13 protein-coding genes are annotated in these 15,209 nt (G+C 65.8%); 10 read left to right on the forward strand and 3 right to left on the reverse strand.

Going from position 1 to position 15,209, the window contains the following annotated elements; genetic code table 11:
* The coding region (locus KY501_RS13900; protein WP_224363409.1) for a hypothetical protein at positions 1-719 on the forward strand (719 nt) is incomplete at its 5' end.
* A gap of 33 nt (positions 720-752) precedes the next feature.
* On the opposite strand, the gene KY501_RS13905 is transcribed toward KY501_RS13900, so the two are convergent.
* Entirely contained in the window at positions 753-1,256 is a 504-nt protein-coding gene (locus KY501_RS13905; RefSeq protein ID WP_224363410.1) for an FHA domain-containing protein, read from the reverse strand.
* 145 nt (positions 1,257-1,401) lie between these two features.
* Between KY501_RS13905 and KY501_RS13910 the strand changes: the two genes are divergently transcribed.
* The 8 genes from KY501_RS13910 (at position 1,402) to KY501_RS13945 (ending at position 11,959) form a co-directional block, all read left to right on the forward strand.
* Positions 1,402-2,268: a nucleoside hydrolase gene (locus KY501_RS13910; protein WP_224363411.1), complete on the forward strand. Its 867-nt coding sequence runs from the start codon at positions 1,402-1,404 to the stop codon at positions 2,266-2,268.
* A 130-nt stretch (positions 2,269-2,398) separates the two neighbouring features.
* Positions 2,399-4,462: a carbon starvation CstA family protein gene (locus tag KY501_RS13915; protein ID WP_224363878.1), complete on the forward strand. Its 2,064-nt coding sequence runs from the start codon at positions 2,399-2,401 to the stop codon at positions 4,460-4,462.
* Position 4,463: 1 nt separating this feature from the next.
* Complete coding sequence (locus KY501_RS13920; protein WP_224363412.1) at positions 4,464-4,667, forward strand: YbdD/YjiX family protein; 204 nt, start codon at positions 4,464-4,466, stop codon at positions 4,665-4,667.
* Positions 4,668-4,886: 219 nt separating this feature from the next.
* Positions 4,887-6,905 (forward strand): NPCBM/NEW2 domain-containing protein, encoded by a 2,019-nt coding sequence (locus tag KY501_RS13925; RefSeq protein WP_224363413.1) that lies wholly within the window; start codon positions 4,887-4,889, stop codon positions 6,903-6,905.
* Positions 6,906-7,060: 155 nt separating this feature from the next.
* Positions 7,061-8,062, forward strand: a complete 1,002-nt coding sequence (locus KY501_RS13930; protein WP_224363414.1) for an arabinose ABC transporter substrate-binding protein — start codon at positions 7,061-7,063, stop codon at positions 8,060-8,062.
* Between the two features lie 9 nt (positions 8,063-8,071).
* Positions 8,072-9,571, forward strand: a complete 1,500-nt coding sequence (gene araG / locus KY501_RS13935) for an L-arabinose ABC transporter ATP-binding protein AraG (RefSeq protein WP_224363415.1) — start codon at positions 8,072-8,074, stop codon at positions 9,569-9,571.
* 11 nt (positions 9,572-9,582) lie between these two features.
* Entirely contained in the window at positions 9,583-10,533 is a 951-nt protein-coding gene (gene araH, locus KY501_RS13940; RefSeq protein WP_224363416.1) for an L-arabinose ABC transporter permease AraH, read from the forward strand.
* A 220-nt stretch (positions 10,534-10,753) separates the two neighbouring features.
* On the forward strand, positions 10,754-11,959 hold the full coding sequence (locus KY501_RS13945) for an MFS transporter (RefSeq protein WP_224363417.1): 1,206 nt from the start codon (positions 10,754-10,756) through the stop codon (positions 11,957-11,959).
* A 25-nt stretch (positions 11,960-11,984) separates the two neighbouring features.
* Here the strand turns inward: KY501_RS13945 and KY501_RS13950 are convergent, their stop codons facing one another.
* Positions 11,985-12,665, reverse strand: coding sequence for a metallophosphoesterase family protein (locus KY501_RS13950; RefSeq protein ID WP_224363418.1), 681 nt, complete (start codon positions 12,663-12,665; stop codon positions 11,985-11,987).
* 294 nt (positions 12,666-12,959) lie between these two features.
* On the opposite strand from KY501_RS13950, the gene KY501_RS13955 reads away from it, so the two are divergent.
* Positions 12,960-14,603 carry a sensor histidine kinase gene (locus tag KY501_RS13955; RefSeq protein WP_507236555.1) on the forward strand — a complete coding sequence of 548 codons (1,644 nt, stop codon included), beginning with the start codon at positions 12,960-12,962 and terminating at the stop codon, positions 14,601-14,603.
* Positions 14,604-14,612: 9 nt separating this feature from the next.
* On the opposite strand, the gene KY501_RS13960 is transcribed toward KY501_RS13955, so the two are convergent.
* Entirely contained in the window at positions 14,613-15,152 is a 540-nt protein-coding gene (locus tag KY501_RS13960; protein ID WP_224363420.1) for a hypothetical protein, read from the reverse strand.
* Between the last annotated feature and the right edge of the window lie 57 nt (positions 15,153-15,209).

Below are 15,209 nucleotides of genomic sequence, written 5' to 3' on the forward strand. Positions count from 1 at the left end.
CTGTAAGTCCGCTCTCAAGCGCTTGGTACTTCGCCGCGATGACTTCCTCCAGGTCCATGCCTACATTGATGGGCACGATCTCGGGCACCCGCAAACTGAAACTTTATTCCTGCGCGGCCCCTTACGGACTGCGCTCGGTGGGGATTGCTCGCCTCTACGTTCACGACGATCGCTTCGGGCCCTATGCGCGCATGACGTGGGTCCCCCGCCAGGATGCCAACGCGGCCGAGGAACTCCCTCGTCTCAGTTTTGCTCCGTACGACGCCGGTTATGACGAGTTCGAGCAGCCGGTCTCGATTCACGAAGCCTATGTGCCGCTGTACCCCAAGCTCCGAATGAGCGCTACGGACCTGGTGTTGATGGCGAGCCAGTTGCTGCCGCTCGTGCGCTTTGTTGCCGGGGAGGGCCAGCGGGACGAGCTCCTGGTCGACCTCCGCTTCGTCTTGAACGGGCGTTATTTGAGTGAAGCGCATGGGTTTGGCCTGTCACCGGATCGGACCGAGCAGCTCGTCTCGACGTTGCTCTTGCCCCGCTACATCGGCGTCATCCGATTCTCTGTGGGAGACAGGCGCTTCCTGGACATCCTCTGTGACACCACCGACATTCCTCGGGCTCCTCCTGCATGGGCTCCCGTACTTGCCTTCATTCCAGCAGACGAGGGCCTCAAGGAGGCTTTGAAGAAGTTTGCCGCGAAGAATGGAGATGCGTCGGTCATCTGACCGGGCTCCGAGGTGCTACACGCTCTGAGCCGTCTAGCGGGCGCTGCGCAGCCGCGTGTAGAGCGTGTCCGTGAGCAGGAACCAGAACTGCACGTAGCCCACGCTGAGGATGTCTCCGTCCTTCAGCGTGGCCTCGCGGTTCACGACGAGCGTTCCGTTCAGGAATGTGCCGTTGCGCGAGCCGAGGTCCTTCACCGTGCAGCGGCGCTCGGCCTCATTCCAGCGCAGCACGGCGTGCTGCTTGGACACCGACTTGTCCTCGAGCACCACGTCACAGTCCGGCAGCCGCCCGAACGTTATCGAGTCCGTCTCGCCCAGGGGTGGCAGCGTCGCGACGAGCAGGTTCTCGAACTCGAACAGCAGCGTGAGCATCCCCTGTTCGATGGTGCCTCGGTTGGCCGTGTGCGTCGGAGCCAACGTCTCCGAGGACTCCTCGCTTGGAGGCCGCTGGATGAGTGTGAAGGGCCCCAGTTGGCCGCGGAACTTCTCCGCGGACAGGGACGCGCCGAGCGTTCGCAGTTCCTTGATTGAAATCACAGCCGGTTTCCACCTCTGATCAACGGGCTGCCGCGCATCATGCCATCAGAAGCGCACCCTGAGCACCTGGGAGTCAGGAGGAGTGGGGGTGTCTCGTCACGGCGCGCAGGTCCGCCCGCCGGACCGACTTCCCACGGAGAGTGACATGGACCTGATCGTCGAGACGGACATCGGACGCGATGCCGATGACTTCTTCGCCTTGCTCTACCTCGTCGCGGCGGGGGTCCACATCCGAGCCATTACCATCTCCCCAGGCGATCAGGATCAAGTGGCGGTGGCCCGCTTCCTCTGCCGGCAGGTGGGCCTGGACATCCCCGTGGGGAGCGCGGGCCCGGAGAGGGACAAGTCCAGCGTGGGCGGCGTGCACGTGGACATCCTGAAGAAGTACGACTGGCCGAAGCGCCTCCCTCCCGATGGTCACGGCCACGAGATCGTCCGGGACACGATGGCGAAGTACCCTGAGGCCGAGTGGTTCATCATCGGCCCAGTGCAGAACATCTCGGGCTACCTCAAGAGTGACGCGGCGTCGTTGCCCCGGCGAGCAACCATGCAGGGGGGCTTTGTGGGCTACCACCTGTACGCGCCGCCCGTGCGGCTCCGCAAGTTCGAGGGGCTGGAGGCGGTGGCCACCTTCAACCTGAATGGAGACGTGAAGGGCGCACAGCGCTTCCTCTCGCAGGACATTCCCCGGCGGTTCGTGGGCAAGAACGTCTGTCACACCATGGTCTACGACCGGAGGATCCTCGAGCGGCACCTCGCGCATGCGCCCCGGACGCGCGCGATGGAGCTCTTCCTGGAGGGCATGAGGCTGTACCTCGAGGGAGCTCCCGAGAAGATGTTTCACGATCCCACCGCTGCGGTCTGTCATCTCCACCCCGAGGTGGGGACCTGGATCCAAGGCGAACTCTTCCGCGAGAAGGGCGGCTGGGGCACTCGGGCGGGAGGGAGGGACCAGATGCTCGTGGACCTTCAGCGCGAGGCTGTCTGGGACCATATCTTCACGGGCACGTGAGAGGGGCCCGGGTAGGACGTGCCGCGTCATGACCGTCCGGGCAGGACAGAAGCCCTGACCGGGTAGGATCTTGAGATTGACGGGCTCCAACCCCGGGAGGAACCTTCGCGCGATGAGTCAAGCGGAAGGGATGAAGGGGAGCCTCGCGAGCAAGCTGGGCTGGGCTGCGCTCGCCGTTCTGGGCGCGTTCTGTCTGGGCACGGTCGCTCTGCACCGAGGCGAGTCGATCAACGCCACATGGCTGGTGGTGGCCGCTGTTTCCACGTTCATGATCGGCTATCGGTTCTACAGCCGCTTCATTGCCGAGAAGGCGCTCCAGCTCGATCCCACTCGCACCACACCGGCGCGGCGCCACAACGATGGGCTCGATTACGTGCCCACCGACAAGTGGGTGCTCTTCGGGCACCACTTCGCCGCCATCGCGGGCGCTGGGCCGCTGGTGGGGCCGGTGCTCGCCGCGCAGATGGGCTACCTGCCCGGCACGATGTGGATCCTCTTCGGAGTGCTGCTGGCCGGCGCGGTGCAGGACTTCACCATCCTGTTCCTGTCCATTCGCCGGGACGGCAAGTCCCTGGGCGACATGGTGCGCATGGAGATGGGCCCCGCCGCCGGTGTGGTGGCGATGATCGGCGTGCTGATGATCATGATGATCATCCTCGCCGTGCTGGCACTTGTGGTGGTCAAGGCGTTGGCCTCCAGCGCCTGGGGCACCTTCACGGTGGCCATGACCATTCCCATCGCCCTGCTGATGGGCGTGTACCTGCGCTATCTCCGGCCCGGCCGGGTGCTCGAGGTCTCCGTCATCGGCTTCGTGCTGCTCATGCTGTCCATCTGGCTGGGTGGCCGCGTGGCCGACAACCCGGCGCTGGCTCCGTTGTTCACCTATGACGGCCGGGCCCTGGCGTGGATGCTGATTGCGTACGGCTTCTGCGCCTCGGTGCTTCCGGTGTGGCTGCTGCTAGCGCCTCGCGACTACCTGTCCACCTTCTTGAAGATCGGCACCATCCTGGTGCTGGCGGTGGGCATCGTCCTGGCCCGTCCCGAGCTGCGCATGCCCGCGATGACCAAGTTCATCGACGGCACCGGCCCTGTGTTCTCCGGCAACCTCTTCCCGTTCCTCTTCATCACCATCGCCTGTGGAGCGGTGTCCGGGTGGCACTCGCTCATCTCCTCGGGCACCACGCCGAAGATGCTCTCCAACGAGAGCGAGGCGCGCATGGTGGGCTATGGCGCCATGCTCATGGAGGCCTTCGTCGCCATCATGGCGCTGATCTCCGCCACGGTGCTGCAGCCCGGGGTGTACTTCGCCATGAACTCTCCTCCGGGGCTGATTGGCACCACGGTGGAGAACGCGGCCCAGGTGATCAGCCAGTGGGGCTTCGTGCTCACTCCCGAGGTGCTCACCCAGACGGCTCGGGAGATTGGCGAAAGCTCCATCCTGTCTCGGGCCGGTGGCGCGCCGACCCTCGCCGTGGGAATGGCGCAGATCCTCCACGGGCTGGTCGGCGGAGAGGGGATGATGGCCTTCTGGTACCACTACGCCATCCTCTTCGAGGCGCTGTTCATCCTCACCACCGTGGATGCTGGCACCCGCGTCGGCCGCTTCATGATCCAGGAGCTGGCCGGTCTGGTCTATGCGCCACTGAAGAGAACGGACTCCTGGGGCGCGAACCTCATCGCGACCGTGGTTTGCGTGGCCGGCTGGGGCTACTTCCTCTACCAGGGCGTGGTGGATCCGCTCGGCGGTATCAACACGCTGTGGCCGTTGTTCGGTATCGCCAACCAGATGCTGGCCGCCATCGCGTTGACCCTGGCGTGTGTGGCGCTCGTGAAGATGAAGCGCGAGCGCTTCCTGTGGATCCCCGCCATTCCCACCGCGTGGCTGGTGCTGTGCACGCTGACCGCTGGCTGGCAGAAGGTCTTCAGCAGTGACATCCGCGTCAGCTTCCTCGCCCATGCGCGCGCCTTCTCCGCGGCCCGGGACAGCGGCAAGGTGCTCGCTCCGGCGAAGACGCTCGAGGAGATGCAGCGTGTCATCACCAACGACTACGTGGACGCCAGCCTCACCGTCCTCTTCATGCTGGTGGTCGTGACGACGCTCGCGTTCGGAATTCGCGCCGCGCTTGCGGCCCGCCGCTCGGTGGCTCCAACAGCGCAGGAGACCCCTCACGTGCCCCTGGTGGCGGACTCTTGAGATGTGGCTCTCGCGCGATGAGCTGAGGGGACTGTGGCGTCGGGCCGTGCAGACTGCTCGGCTGATCATTGGCGTGCCCGACTACGACACCTACGTCCAGCACATGCGTGTGCACCACCCGGAGCGGCCGGTGATGAGCTACGCGGAGTTCTTCAACGAGCGGATGCAGGCTCGCTACCGTCGAGGCGGTGGGCGCTGCTGCTGAACTGAGTGGGTTGCGAACTGGTATGACAGGCATACCGGTTGGTTTCGGTCTCGCCCGACGCGGGTTCCTCCCTGCATCCCATCGCCTGCCAAACTGCTCACTGGTGAACAGTGGGAGTCCTGCGGAACCACAGCTCTTGTGCAAGAGAATGGAGCCCTTTAAGTCGCGCTTTCCTTGATAATCAAGGAAATGAAATTGCATTTGCACAGGAGCCAGCACATGCGCGCACGCGGAATCGCTGCGGGACTGACCGGTCGCCTCATTCTTCTCTCCACGCTACTCGGGATGAGTGCCCACGCCCTGGACAATGGCTTGGCGCGGACTCCGCCCATGGGGTGGAACAGCTGGAACAAGTACGCCTGCAACATCAACGAGACGCTCATCAAACAGCAGGCGGATGCGATGGTCAGCAGCGGGCTCAAGGCCGCTGGCTATCAGTACATCAACATCGATGACTGCTGGCAGGTCAGCCGAGACGCCAATGGCAACATCGTCGCGGACTCCACGCGCTTTCCCAGCGGCATCGCGGCGCTGGCGGACTACGTCCACAGCAAGGGCTTGAAGCTTGGCGTCTACACGGACATCGGCACCGCCACCTGTCAGGGCCGGCCCGGCAGCCGTGGCTACGAAGTGAAGGACGCCAACCAATACGCCGCCTGGGGCGTGGACTACGTCAAGGTCGACTGGTGCAACACGCCTGGCTACGACGCTCCGTCGAGCTACGCGGTGATGCGAGACGCCCTCGCTCAGGCCAGCCGCCCCATCGTCTTCAGCATCTGCAACTGGGGCGTCCAGTCACCGTGGAACTGGGGCCCGAGCACCGGCAACCTCTGGCGCACCACCGGGGACATCAACGACAGCTGGGGCAGCTTCACCGGCATCCTCGACAGCAATGCCCAGCACGCCGCCTCCGCCGGGCCCGGGAGCTGGAACGATCCGGACATGCTCATCGTTGGCCTCTACGGCTCCAACGGAGTGGGCGGCACGGGCATGACGGACACCGAGTACCAGGCCCACTTCAGCCTCTGGGCCCTCATGGCCGCCCCGCTCATCATGGGCAATGACCTCACCAACATGAATGCGGCGACTCGCAACATCCTGATGAACAGTGAAGTCATCGCCGTGGATCAGGACCCGCTCGGCATCCAGGGCAGCAAGGTCGTCGACAACAACGGGCTCCAGGTCTGGTCGAAGAAGCTGACTGGCTCTGGAGTTCGCGCCGTGGTGCTGTTCAACCGCTCCGCCGCCGCCGCCAACATCACCGCCAACTGGAGCGACCTGGGGCTCGCCGCAGGCAGCGCTACGGTCCGGGATCTCTGGGCGAAGGCGGATCGCGGCTCGTTCACCAACAGCTACACCGCCAATGTCCCGTCTCACGGCGTGGTGATGCTCAAGGTCGTCGGCACCGAGGTCGTCGTGCCGGTGGGCACCACCTATCTGAGCGATGACACCTGGTCCCTGGCCTCCAGCGGCTGGGGCCCTGTCGAGCGCAACCTCAGCAATGGCGAGCAGGCCAGCGGTGATGGGCGGACGATCACCCTCAATGGCGCCACCTATGCCAAGGGGCTCGGCATCCATGCGAACTCCCAGGTGGACTTCAACCTCTCGGGTCGGTGCTCGAGCTTCACCGCGGATATCGGGCTCGATGACGAGGTGGGCAGCAACGGCAGTGTCATCTTCCAGGTCTGGGGAGACAGCACCAAGCTGTACGACAGCGGGACGATGACCGGCGCCTCCGCGACCAAGAGCCTCAGCGTCAACGTCTCCGGCAGGTCCACGCTCAAGCTCGTCGTCACGGACAATGGCGACAACGATCAGTACGACCATGCGGACTGGGCCAACGCGCGCATCACCTGCGGCAGCACCGCCACCTTCGAGGCGGAGGACTCCGCCAACACCCTCGCCGGAGGCGCCGTGAGGGCCACCTGCCCTGGGTGCTCAGGCGGCCAGAAGGTCGGCTTCCTGGGAAATGGCGGCACGCTGACCTTCAACAGCGTCTACGTCCCCGTCGCCGGCAACTACACCCTCACCGTCTCCTATTCCACCGCCGAGGTGCGCTCCCTGTCCTTGCGTGTCAACGCAGGGACGACGGCGACCTACAGCCTGGCCAGCACCGGCAGCTATGACGTGCCAGCCTCCTGGCAGACCACCGTGAACCTGAGCGCGGGCAACAACACCCTCCAGTTCTCCAACGCTTCGGGCTGGGCGCCCGACCTCGACAAGATCAGCGTGCAGTAGGTACGGCGCGCAGGGCCCGAGTCCTGGAAGATTTCAGGCACACCGTGGTGATTGACTCGGGTCCTGCTTGCACTACGCTCGAAGTAGGGTCGGCGATCGCCGCCCGAGCACCCGTACAACTCACACGTCAGAGACCTGGCTGTTCAGGAGGAACGATGCGCCTCTGGAAGAACCTGCTCATGGCCTTGGCCATGTCCGTATTCGCGGCGTCGGTGGCGGAAGCAGCGGACCCGAAGGATCCGAAGGACGTGAAGATCGGCTTCGTCGTCAAGCAGCCCGAGGAACCGTGGTTCCAGGACGAGTGGAAGTTCGCGGACATCGCCGCCAAGGAGAAGGGCTTCACCCTCATCAAGATTGGCGCAGAGGACGGCGAGAAGGCCCTCTCAGCTATCGACAACCTGGGAGCCCAAGGCGCGCAAGGCGTCATCATCTGCACCCCGGACGTCAAGCTGGGGCCCGGCCTGGTCGCTCGCGCCAAGGCCAATCAGCTCAAGCTGATGACCGTCGATGATCAGCTCGTCAACAGCAAGGGCAAGGCGCTCGAGGATGTGCCCCACATGGGCATCTCCGCCACCAAGATTGGCGAGGCCGTGGGTCAGGCCATCGTCGATCAGATCAAGGCACGCGGCTGGAACGTGAAGGACGTGGGTGCCATCCGCGTCTCCTACGACCAGCTCCCCACCGCCAAGGACCGCGTCGAGGGCGCCATCTCCGTGCTGAAGCAGAACGGCTTCCTGGCGCAGAACATCTTCGACGCGCCGCAGAGCAAGACGGACACCGAGGCGTCCCTGAACGCCGCCACCGTCGTCCTCAACAAGAACCCCAACATCAAGAAGTGGGTCGCCTTCGGTCTCAATGACGAGGCCGTGCTCGGCGCCGTCCGCGCCACCGAGGCCGTGGGCCTGAAGGGCACGGACGTGGTGGGCGTGGGCATCGGCGGCTCGGATGCCGCCATCAACGAGTTCAAGAAGCCCTCGCCGACCGGCTTCTATGGCTCCGTCATCATCTCGCCCAAGCGCCACGGGTACGAGACGACGCTCAACATGTTCAACTGGGTCCTCGCCAACAAGCCGCCGGAGAAGCTCACCCTTACCTCCGGCAAGCTGGCCACCCGCGATACGTATGTGGCGGTCCGCAAGGACCTCGGGCTCCAGTAGGCCGGGCGTATGACGCCCTTCCTCGAGTTCGCCCACATCTCCAAGAGCTTCCCCGGCGTCCGGGCGCTCCAGGATCTCAGCTTCGCCGTGCCGGCAGGCCGCGTCATCGGCCTGCTCGGCGAGAATGGCGCGGGCAAGTCCACGCTCATCAAGATCCTGGGGGGCGATTACCGGCCCGACTCCGGTGAGATCCGCATCGCGGGCAAGGCGCAGCATTTCACCTCGACGCGCGACTCGATCCTCGCGGGCGTCACCATCGTGCACCAGGAGTTGCAGCTGGTGCCCGAGCTGACGGTGGCCGAGAACCTCATGCTCGGCCGCTTCCCGTCACGTTTCGGGATCGTCAGCTTCCGGGAGATGTCCGCCAAGGTCGGCTCCGTGCTGCGCGAGCTCGGCATCGAGGTGTCGCCAGATGCTCGGGTCACGGACCTGTCCATCGGCGATCGGCAGATGGTGGAGATCGCCAAGGCCGCCATCTTCGACGCGAAGATCCTCGCCCTGGACGAGCCCACCTCCTCGCTCTCCGCGCACGAGAGCGAGATCCTCTTCCGGCTCGTCCACCGCTTGCGCGAGGCAGGGAAGATCATCCTCTATGTCTCGCACCGCCTGGATGAGGTGTTCCGCCTGTGCGACAGCGCCGTCGTCCTTCGTGACGGCAAGCTGGTGGCGCACCACGAGACACTCGAGGGCCTCACTCGCGACGCGCTGGTGCGCGAGATGGTGGGACGGGAGATCCAGAGCATCTGGGGCTGGCGGCCTCGGACTCCGGGGGAAGTGCGCCTCTCTGTTTCGGGCGTGAACGGCTCGCGCCTGACGGCTCCCGCGAGCTTCGAGGTCCGCGCGGGGGAGATCCTCGGCTTCTTCGGACTGGTGGGCGCGGGCTGCAGCGAGCTGGCGCGTCTGCTGTACGGTGCCGACAAGCGCCAGGCGGGAGAACTCCGGCTCGATGGCGCTCCTGTACGGATCGATCACCCGAGGAAGGCCGTTCGCGCGGGGCTGGTGCTCTGCCCGGAGGACCGCAAGGCCGATGGCATCCTCCAAGGTCAGTCGGTCGAGGACAACATCACCATCTCCTGCCGCCGCCACTTCTCGCCCTTCGGCATCCTGAACCTCCGCAAGGAGGACGAGGTGGCGGACACCTTCATCCAGCGGCTGGGGGTGCGCACGCCGTCGCGCTACCAGGACATCGTCAACCTGTCGGGAGGCAACCAGCAGAAGGTCATCCTGGCGCGCTGGCTGGCCGAGCGCGGCGTCAAGGTGCTCATCGTCGACGAGCCCACCCGAGGCATCGACGTGGGCGCCAAGAGCGACATCTACAAGGTGCTCTACGAACTGGCCGACCAGGGCGTGGCGCTCATCGTCATCTCCAGCGAGCTGCCCGAGATCATGGGCATCAGCGACCGCATCCTGGTGATGTGCAATGGGCGCATCTCGGCCGAGTTCGCGAGGGATGGCTTCACCGAGGAGAAGATCCTGGCGGCGGCACTGCCCGACCGCTCGGTCGCGTGAGAGGACGTGGAATGGAGCGCCTGAAGCGGGTCGTGCTCGGAGAACAGGGGCTGGTCATCCTGTTCCTGCTGGCCCTGGTGATCGTCTCGATCTTCGTGCCCAACTTCATGACCCAGCGCAACGTGCTGGGCCTGCTGCAGTCGGTGGTCACCATCGGCATTGTCGCGTGCACGATGATGCTCTGCCTGGCGTCGCGGGATTTCGACCTGTCCGTGGGCTCGACGGTGGCCTTCACGGGCATGACGGCCGTGATGATCTCCAACAGCACCGAGAGCATCCTTATCGGCATCCTGGCCGCGCTGGCGGCTGGGGTCGTGGTGGGGATGGTCAATGGTGTGGTGATTGCCCGGCTGCGGATCAACGCGCTCATCACCACGCTGGCGACGATGCAGATCGTCCGCGGCCTGGCGCTGATTGCCTCGGATGGGCGAGCCGTTGGCGTGGATGATCCCGCCTTTTTTGATATCGCCCAGACGGCACCGCTCGGCGTCCCGGTGCCCATCGTCGTGATGGTGCTGTCGTTCGCCTTCTTTGGCTTCGTCCTGAACCGCACCGTGTTCGGGCGCAACACGCTGGCCATCGGCGGCAACCCGGATGCCTCGCGGCTGGCTGGCGTCAACGTGGGCACCATCCGCATCTGGATCTTCAGTCTCCAGGGGTTTGTCTGCGCGATTGCCGGCATCCTCCTGTCCTCGCGCATCACCAGCGGTCAGCCGAATGCGGCACAGGGGCTCGAGCTGTCGGTCATCTCCGCTTGCGTCCTCGGTGGCGTGTCGCTGGCCGGCGGGCGGGCCACGCTCTCGGGCGTGGTCGTCGGCGTGCTCATCATGGGCATCGCCGAGAACGTGATGAACCTGCTGAACATCCAGGCCTTCTATCAGTACGTGGTCCGCGGGGTGATCCTGCTGCTGGCGGTGTTGCTCGACAACCTGCGCACGCGGGCGACGGGCCGACGCGGCTGAAGTCGCACGCCTCGAGGGCGAGGACCTGCCTGCGGTGGTCCCCGCTGGCGGCGGGCGTGAACCGAACTGGTATGACAGGCATACCGGGTGGCACGAACCACGGCAGGTGGCATCCCAGGTGGCAGCCCACTTCCTTGCGGAGGTCGGCTTGTCCGCCGCGAGATTTGCCCCGCAGGCCCGCGAGCCCGGTGTTAGGGAAGGGGGAATGGAAGGTCAGGGGATGGGAGAAGAACACGCGCGGCCGGGGCACATGAAGCCCGGCCTGGTGTGGCTGATGGCGGTGGCTTCCGGCATGACCGCTGCCAACCTCTATTACAACCAGCCGCTGCTGGGAGACATCGGGCGCGAGTTGGGCGCGTCGGGGAGTAGCCTGGGCTGGGTGCCCACCATGACGCAGGTGGGCTACGCGTCGGGCATGTTGCTCATCGTCCCTTTGGGGGACAGCCTCGAACGGCGGCGCGTCATCGTCACCATGACGAGCCTTGTCAGCCTGGCCCTGGTGGGCGCGGCGCTGGCTCCGGGCCTGGGATGGATGGTCGCGGCGAGCTTCGCGATCGGCATCACCACCTGCGTCCCCCAGTTGCTCGTGCCCTTCGCGGCCCACCTGGCTCCGGCGGCCGCGCGCGGGCGCGTGGTGGGGACGGTGATGAGTGGACTGCTCATCGGCATCCTCCTGTCTCGCACGGCGGCGGGCTTTGTCGGCACGCACCTGGGCTGGCGGGAGATGTTCTGGATCGGCGCGGCGCTGATGCTGGTGCTGGCGGTGGTGCTCCGTGTGGCGCTACCGGCTCAGCCCGCGGTGGCGGACATGTCCTACGGCGCGCTCCTGCACTCGCTCGGAGGCCTGGTGCGGAACGAGCCCGTGCTGAGGCTTCACTCGCTGATCGGCGCGCTGACCTTCGGCTCGTTCGGTGCCTTCTGGGCGACGCTGGCGCTGTACCTCCAGAACATGCCCGAGCACTACAGCCCCCAGGTCGCCGGGTTGTTCGGCGCGGTGGGCGTGGTGGGCGCCGCGGCGGCTCCGCTCGTGGGGCGCTATGCCGACGTACGTGGGGATCGGAAGATCAACATGCTGGCCATCAGCGTGCTGCTGGTGTCCTTCGTCGTGCTGGCGCTGCTCGGACAGTGGCTGTGGGGCATCGCGCTGGGCGTCATCCTCCTGGACCTGGGAGCCCAGGCCAACCACATCTCCAACCAGACGCGCGTGTTCGCGCTGCGCCCGGAGGCCCGCAGCCGCCTCAACACCATCTACATGGTGAGCTACTTCGTGGGAGGCGCGACCGGCTCCTGGCTGGGAACCGCCGCATGGATGCGCTTCGGCTGGGCGGGAGTCTGCCTCGTGGGCGGAGGCATGGCGCTGGCGGGGCTCATCGTGCTGGGGCTGGGATCCGCGCGCATCGCACGAGCAGCCGCCAGGGGCGCGTAGTCCTGGGGTTGGGCTCCATGGCACCTCAGGGCGCGGAACCCTCCTGGGCGGGCTGGGACTCGCGCACCTCCCATGCATCCTCCAGGCGGGTGGACAGCCAGAGTTCCACGTACTTCCTTCGAGGCTCCGTGGGCTCGTCCGAGCCCGTCACCGTGGAGAAGCTGTGGTGGATGAGGCGCAGCCCCACGTCCGGGCGCACCTCGCGCACCTGCGTATAGAGCCAGCGCGCGTCGCCCACCGTCGTGGTGTTGGGCGCGATGCACACCAGTGTGCCGTTGTACCTCAGCTCCCCGAACAGGAGCCCCGCCACATCGGAGAATGGAGGCACCACCTCGCGGAACGACAGGGAGCGGTGCGCGTCACACTCCACGGAAAGCGGCGGGCCGTAGAAGAGGACCTCGAAGTCCAGGAAGGGGCGCAGCACTTCCGGCCGGGTGACGTCACCCTGGACGCACTCGATGCCGCGCTCCTGGTTGGCGGCGACGATGGCCGGTTCGAGATCCAACGCCCTGTAGCGCGTCACCCCGAGCTGCTCGGTATAGGCCGAGTACTGGCGGCTGCAGTCCCCGCAGCACAGCTCGCCCACGGCGCGGACACCCTGGGGGAAGAACTCGCGCAGCACCTCCACGCGCTGCTCCACCGTCTGGCGGTTGGTTCGAGCAAAAGAGCGTCGGCTCAGGTCGGGGGTGTGGAAGGGTCCGCTCATGAAGCGCTCCTGTCGCAGAACCGAAAGGATACATCGGGCGCTCTCTCGTCCCGATGCTCATCTGCGCACAGGGCGAGTGTTCCCATGCTTTGCCCGTGCACCTCTACCGCGGCGCTGCCAGCTTTGGTGAAGCAAGCAAGGTCACGACCGGTGGGGCTGGAACACGTCCTCAAGCAAGGGCCTGCTGGAGAGGCCGGTTCCTGGGGAGTGGAAGATCGGCCGGAGGTGCTCTGGGGTATGGTTAGCATCGCCGAAATCATCAGACGCCATCATGACGAGATTCTCGAGTCTTGGGTGGCGCAGGCGAAGAGGGCTGCGTCTGCTCGGGGCCTGACCCAGCCCGAACTCACCAACATGATGCCCGTCTATCTGGCGCTGCTGGCCCAGCACGCTCCAGGGGCGCCTGACAGCGCCAGCGCCAGCGCCAGGCGCCGGGAGCTCATCGAGGGGCACATCGGGTGGCGTCTTCGCCAGGGTTTCCATATCGCGGAAGTCGCCGCCGAGTTTGCGCTGCTGGGCCAATGCATCTCCCGGTTCTGGCGAGACCGCTCCCCCACCGAGCAGCCCGCGCCCGAGGAGATCGAGTGGCTGTACGGGGAGCTGAATCACGCCACGACCCTGGTGACGGACCTCTTCCATGAACACATGCGGGACGATGAGCAGACGGAGAAGCGCTACCTCCGTCTGCTTCGCTCCATCGCAAACGAGTCCTTGCGGACGCCGGAAGTCTCCTTCAAGGAGCAGCTCAGGGACGTCATGTTGCTCGTCATGGAGGCCATGGGGGCGCAGACGGCGGCCCTCCTGCTCTATGAGCCGCACACCAACCGGCTCGTCACCACCGCCTCCGTGGGCGTGGGCAATGGAGAGTTCGAGCAGTACGTGGTGTCCCTGGGTGTCTCCTCGTTCGCCGGCAAGACCGCGGAACGGGAGGAGCCGACGACCATTTCGGACGTGGCGACCACCACCCTGGAAGTGGGGGACGCGCTGCGGCGCAGTGGCATTCATGGTCTGCTGGGGGTGCGGCTCCCTCCCCGCTTCAAGCTCCTGGGGGTGATATACGTCGGGACCTCCGAGGAGCGGACGTTCACCGCCCGGGAGGGCCGGCGGCTCGAGTCGCTCGCGGAGCAACTCACGCTCCAACTGGACAATGCCCAGCTCTACAAGGATCTCCTGCTCCAATCCGAGGACCTTCGCGTCGAGCGCGACCTGCGCGAGCGGTTCGTCTCCGTTCTGGCCCACGATCTCCGAGGGCCGTTGGCGTCGGTGAAGGCGGCGGCCCAGCTCCTGCTCCGGCAGGCCGAGGCGCTGGGCACGCGGAAGGATCTCGCCAGCAGGATCGACCGGAACGTCCGGCGCATGGACCAGATGATCCGGGATCTGCTGGATGCCAGCCGTGTCCAGGTGGGGGGCCAGTTGCCGCTCCGGCTCGACACCTGTGAGCTGGACTCTGTTGCCCGCGAGGTCCTCGAGGAGCTTCGAGAGGTCCATGGCGACCGGTTCATTCTCGATGCGGACAGTGGGGTGCGGGGATGCTGGAGCGCGGAGGAACTCGGGCGTGCCCTCTGGAACCTGGCGGTGAACGCGATCAAGTATGGCGCGAAGGACCGGCCCATCACCCTCACGGTCCGGCGAGGCCCGGCGGGTGCCTGGTTCTCGGTCCATAACGAGGGGCCGGTGATCTCCCGAGAGAACCAGGCCCACCTGTTCGAGCCTTTCTCCCGGTCGCATGGCTCGCCCACGAATGAGGGCTGGGGGCTGGGCCTCTTCCTGGTCCAGAGTTGCGCGCAGGCGCATGGCGGCTCGGTCAGGGTCCAGAGCGAGGCCTCCGCGGGGACCACCTTCACCGTGGAACTGCCCTGGGACGCCCGTCCGTACCAATACAGCGTCTCCGAGGGGACTTCTCAGGAGGGGACCGCTGGAGCGCCACTCGCTTACTGAAGCACGTGGCTACCAGGACAGATTGAACGTGCAGGAAGCCGCCCCGCTCTTGCGGCAGCTCCCCGGCTGGTGCTCGACGCGCACCCACAGCGAGTCCACCGGCCGGAAGCGCTCACCCAGGGCCTCCAGCAGCCCCTCATCCAACGAGCACGGGTAGGGGTTGTCGCACAGCATCTGCGCGGTGCGCGGCCCCACTTGCGAATAGCGGTAGCCGCCAATGCTTCCGGTGCCTCGGTGGTTCATCCGGTAGGCCATGTCCACGGAGCGGAAGCCGTCCTCGATGGCTTGGATGTTCGGAGGGAAGATGGCGTTCTCCGGAATCTTCCGCCCCACGGCCTTGATGGTGTTCGGGCCGATCTCCTTCCCGATGGCCTCGAAGACCACGAGGAACTTGTCCATCGGGTACCACCTCTCCTTCTCGAGAGGAGCAATGCCTTGTGCCGCCAGCATCTTCAGCGCGCGATTCTGGGTGATGGACATCGCCGCGACGACGGCCATGATGGCCTGACCATTCACCTCGAACTTCGATACGGCTAAGCGCTCGGCCATCTCGACACCCCCTATCCGGTAACGAGGTGAATGCGAACCACACGCCTCTCGTGCACT

Source organism: Hyalangium versicolor, assembly GCF_020103695.1.
Classification (GTDB): Bacteria; Myxococcota; Myxococcia; order Myxococcales; family Myxococcaceae; genus Hyalangium; species Hyalangium versicolor.

Coding starts and splice junctions, on each gene's coding strand:
- KY501_RS13910 (WP_224363411.1), top strand. CDS start 1,402: ATGGACCTGATCGTCGAGACGGACATCGGACGCGATGCCGATGACTTC.
- KY501_RS13915 (WP_224363878.1), top strand. CDS start 2,399: ATGAAGGGGAGCCTCGCGAGCAAGCTGGGCTGGGCTGCGCTCGCCGTT.
- KY501_RS13920 (WP_224363412.1), top strand. CDS start 4,464: ATGTGGCTCTCGCGCGATGAGCTGAGGGGACTGTGGCGTCGGGCCGTG.
- KY501_RS13925 (WP_224363413.1), top strand. CDS start 4,887: ATGCGCGCACGCGGAATCGCTGCGGGACTGACCGGTCGCCTCATTCTT.
- KY501_RS13930 (WP_224363414.1), top strand. CDS start 7,061: ATGCGCCTCTGGAAGAACCTGCTCATGGCCTTGGCCATGTCCGTATTC.
- araG (WP_224363415.1), top strand. CDS start 8,072: ATGACGCCCTTCCTCGAGTTCGCCCACATCTCCAAGAGCTTCCCCGGC.
- araH (WP_224363416.1), top strand. CDS start 9,583: ATGGAGCGCCTGAAGCGGGTCGTGCTCGGAGAACAGGGGCTGGTCATC.
- KY501_RS13945 (WP_224363417.1), top strand. CDS start 10,754: ATGGGAGAAGAACACGCGCGGCCGGGGCACATGAAGCCCGGCCTGGTG.
- KY501_RS13950 (WP_224363418.1), bottom strand. CDS start 12,665: ATGAGCGGACCCTTCCACACCCCCGACCTGAGCCGACGCTCTTTTGCT.
- KY501_RS13960 (WP_224363420.1), bottom strand. CDS start 15,152: ATGGCCGAGCGCTTAGCCGTATCGAAGTTCGAGGTGAATGGTCAGGCC.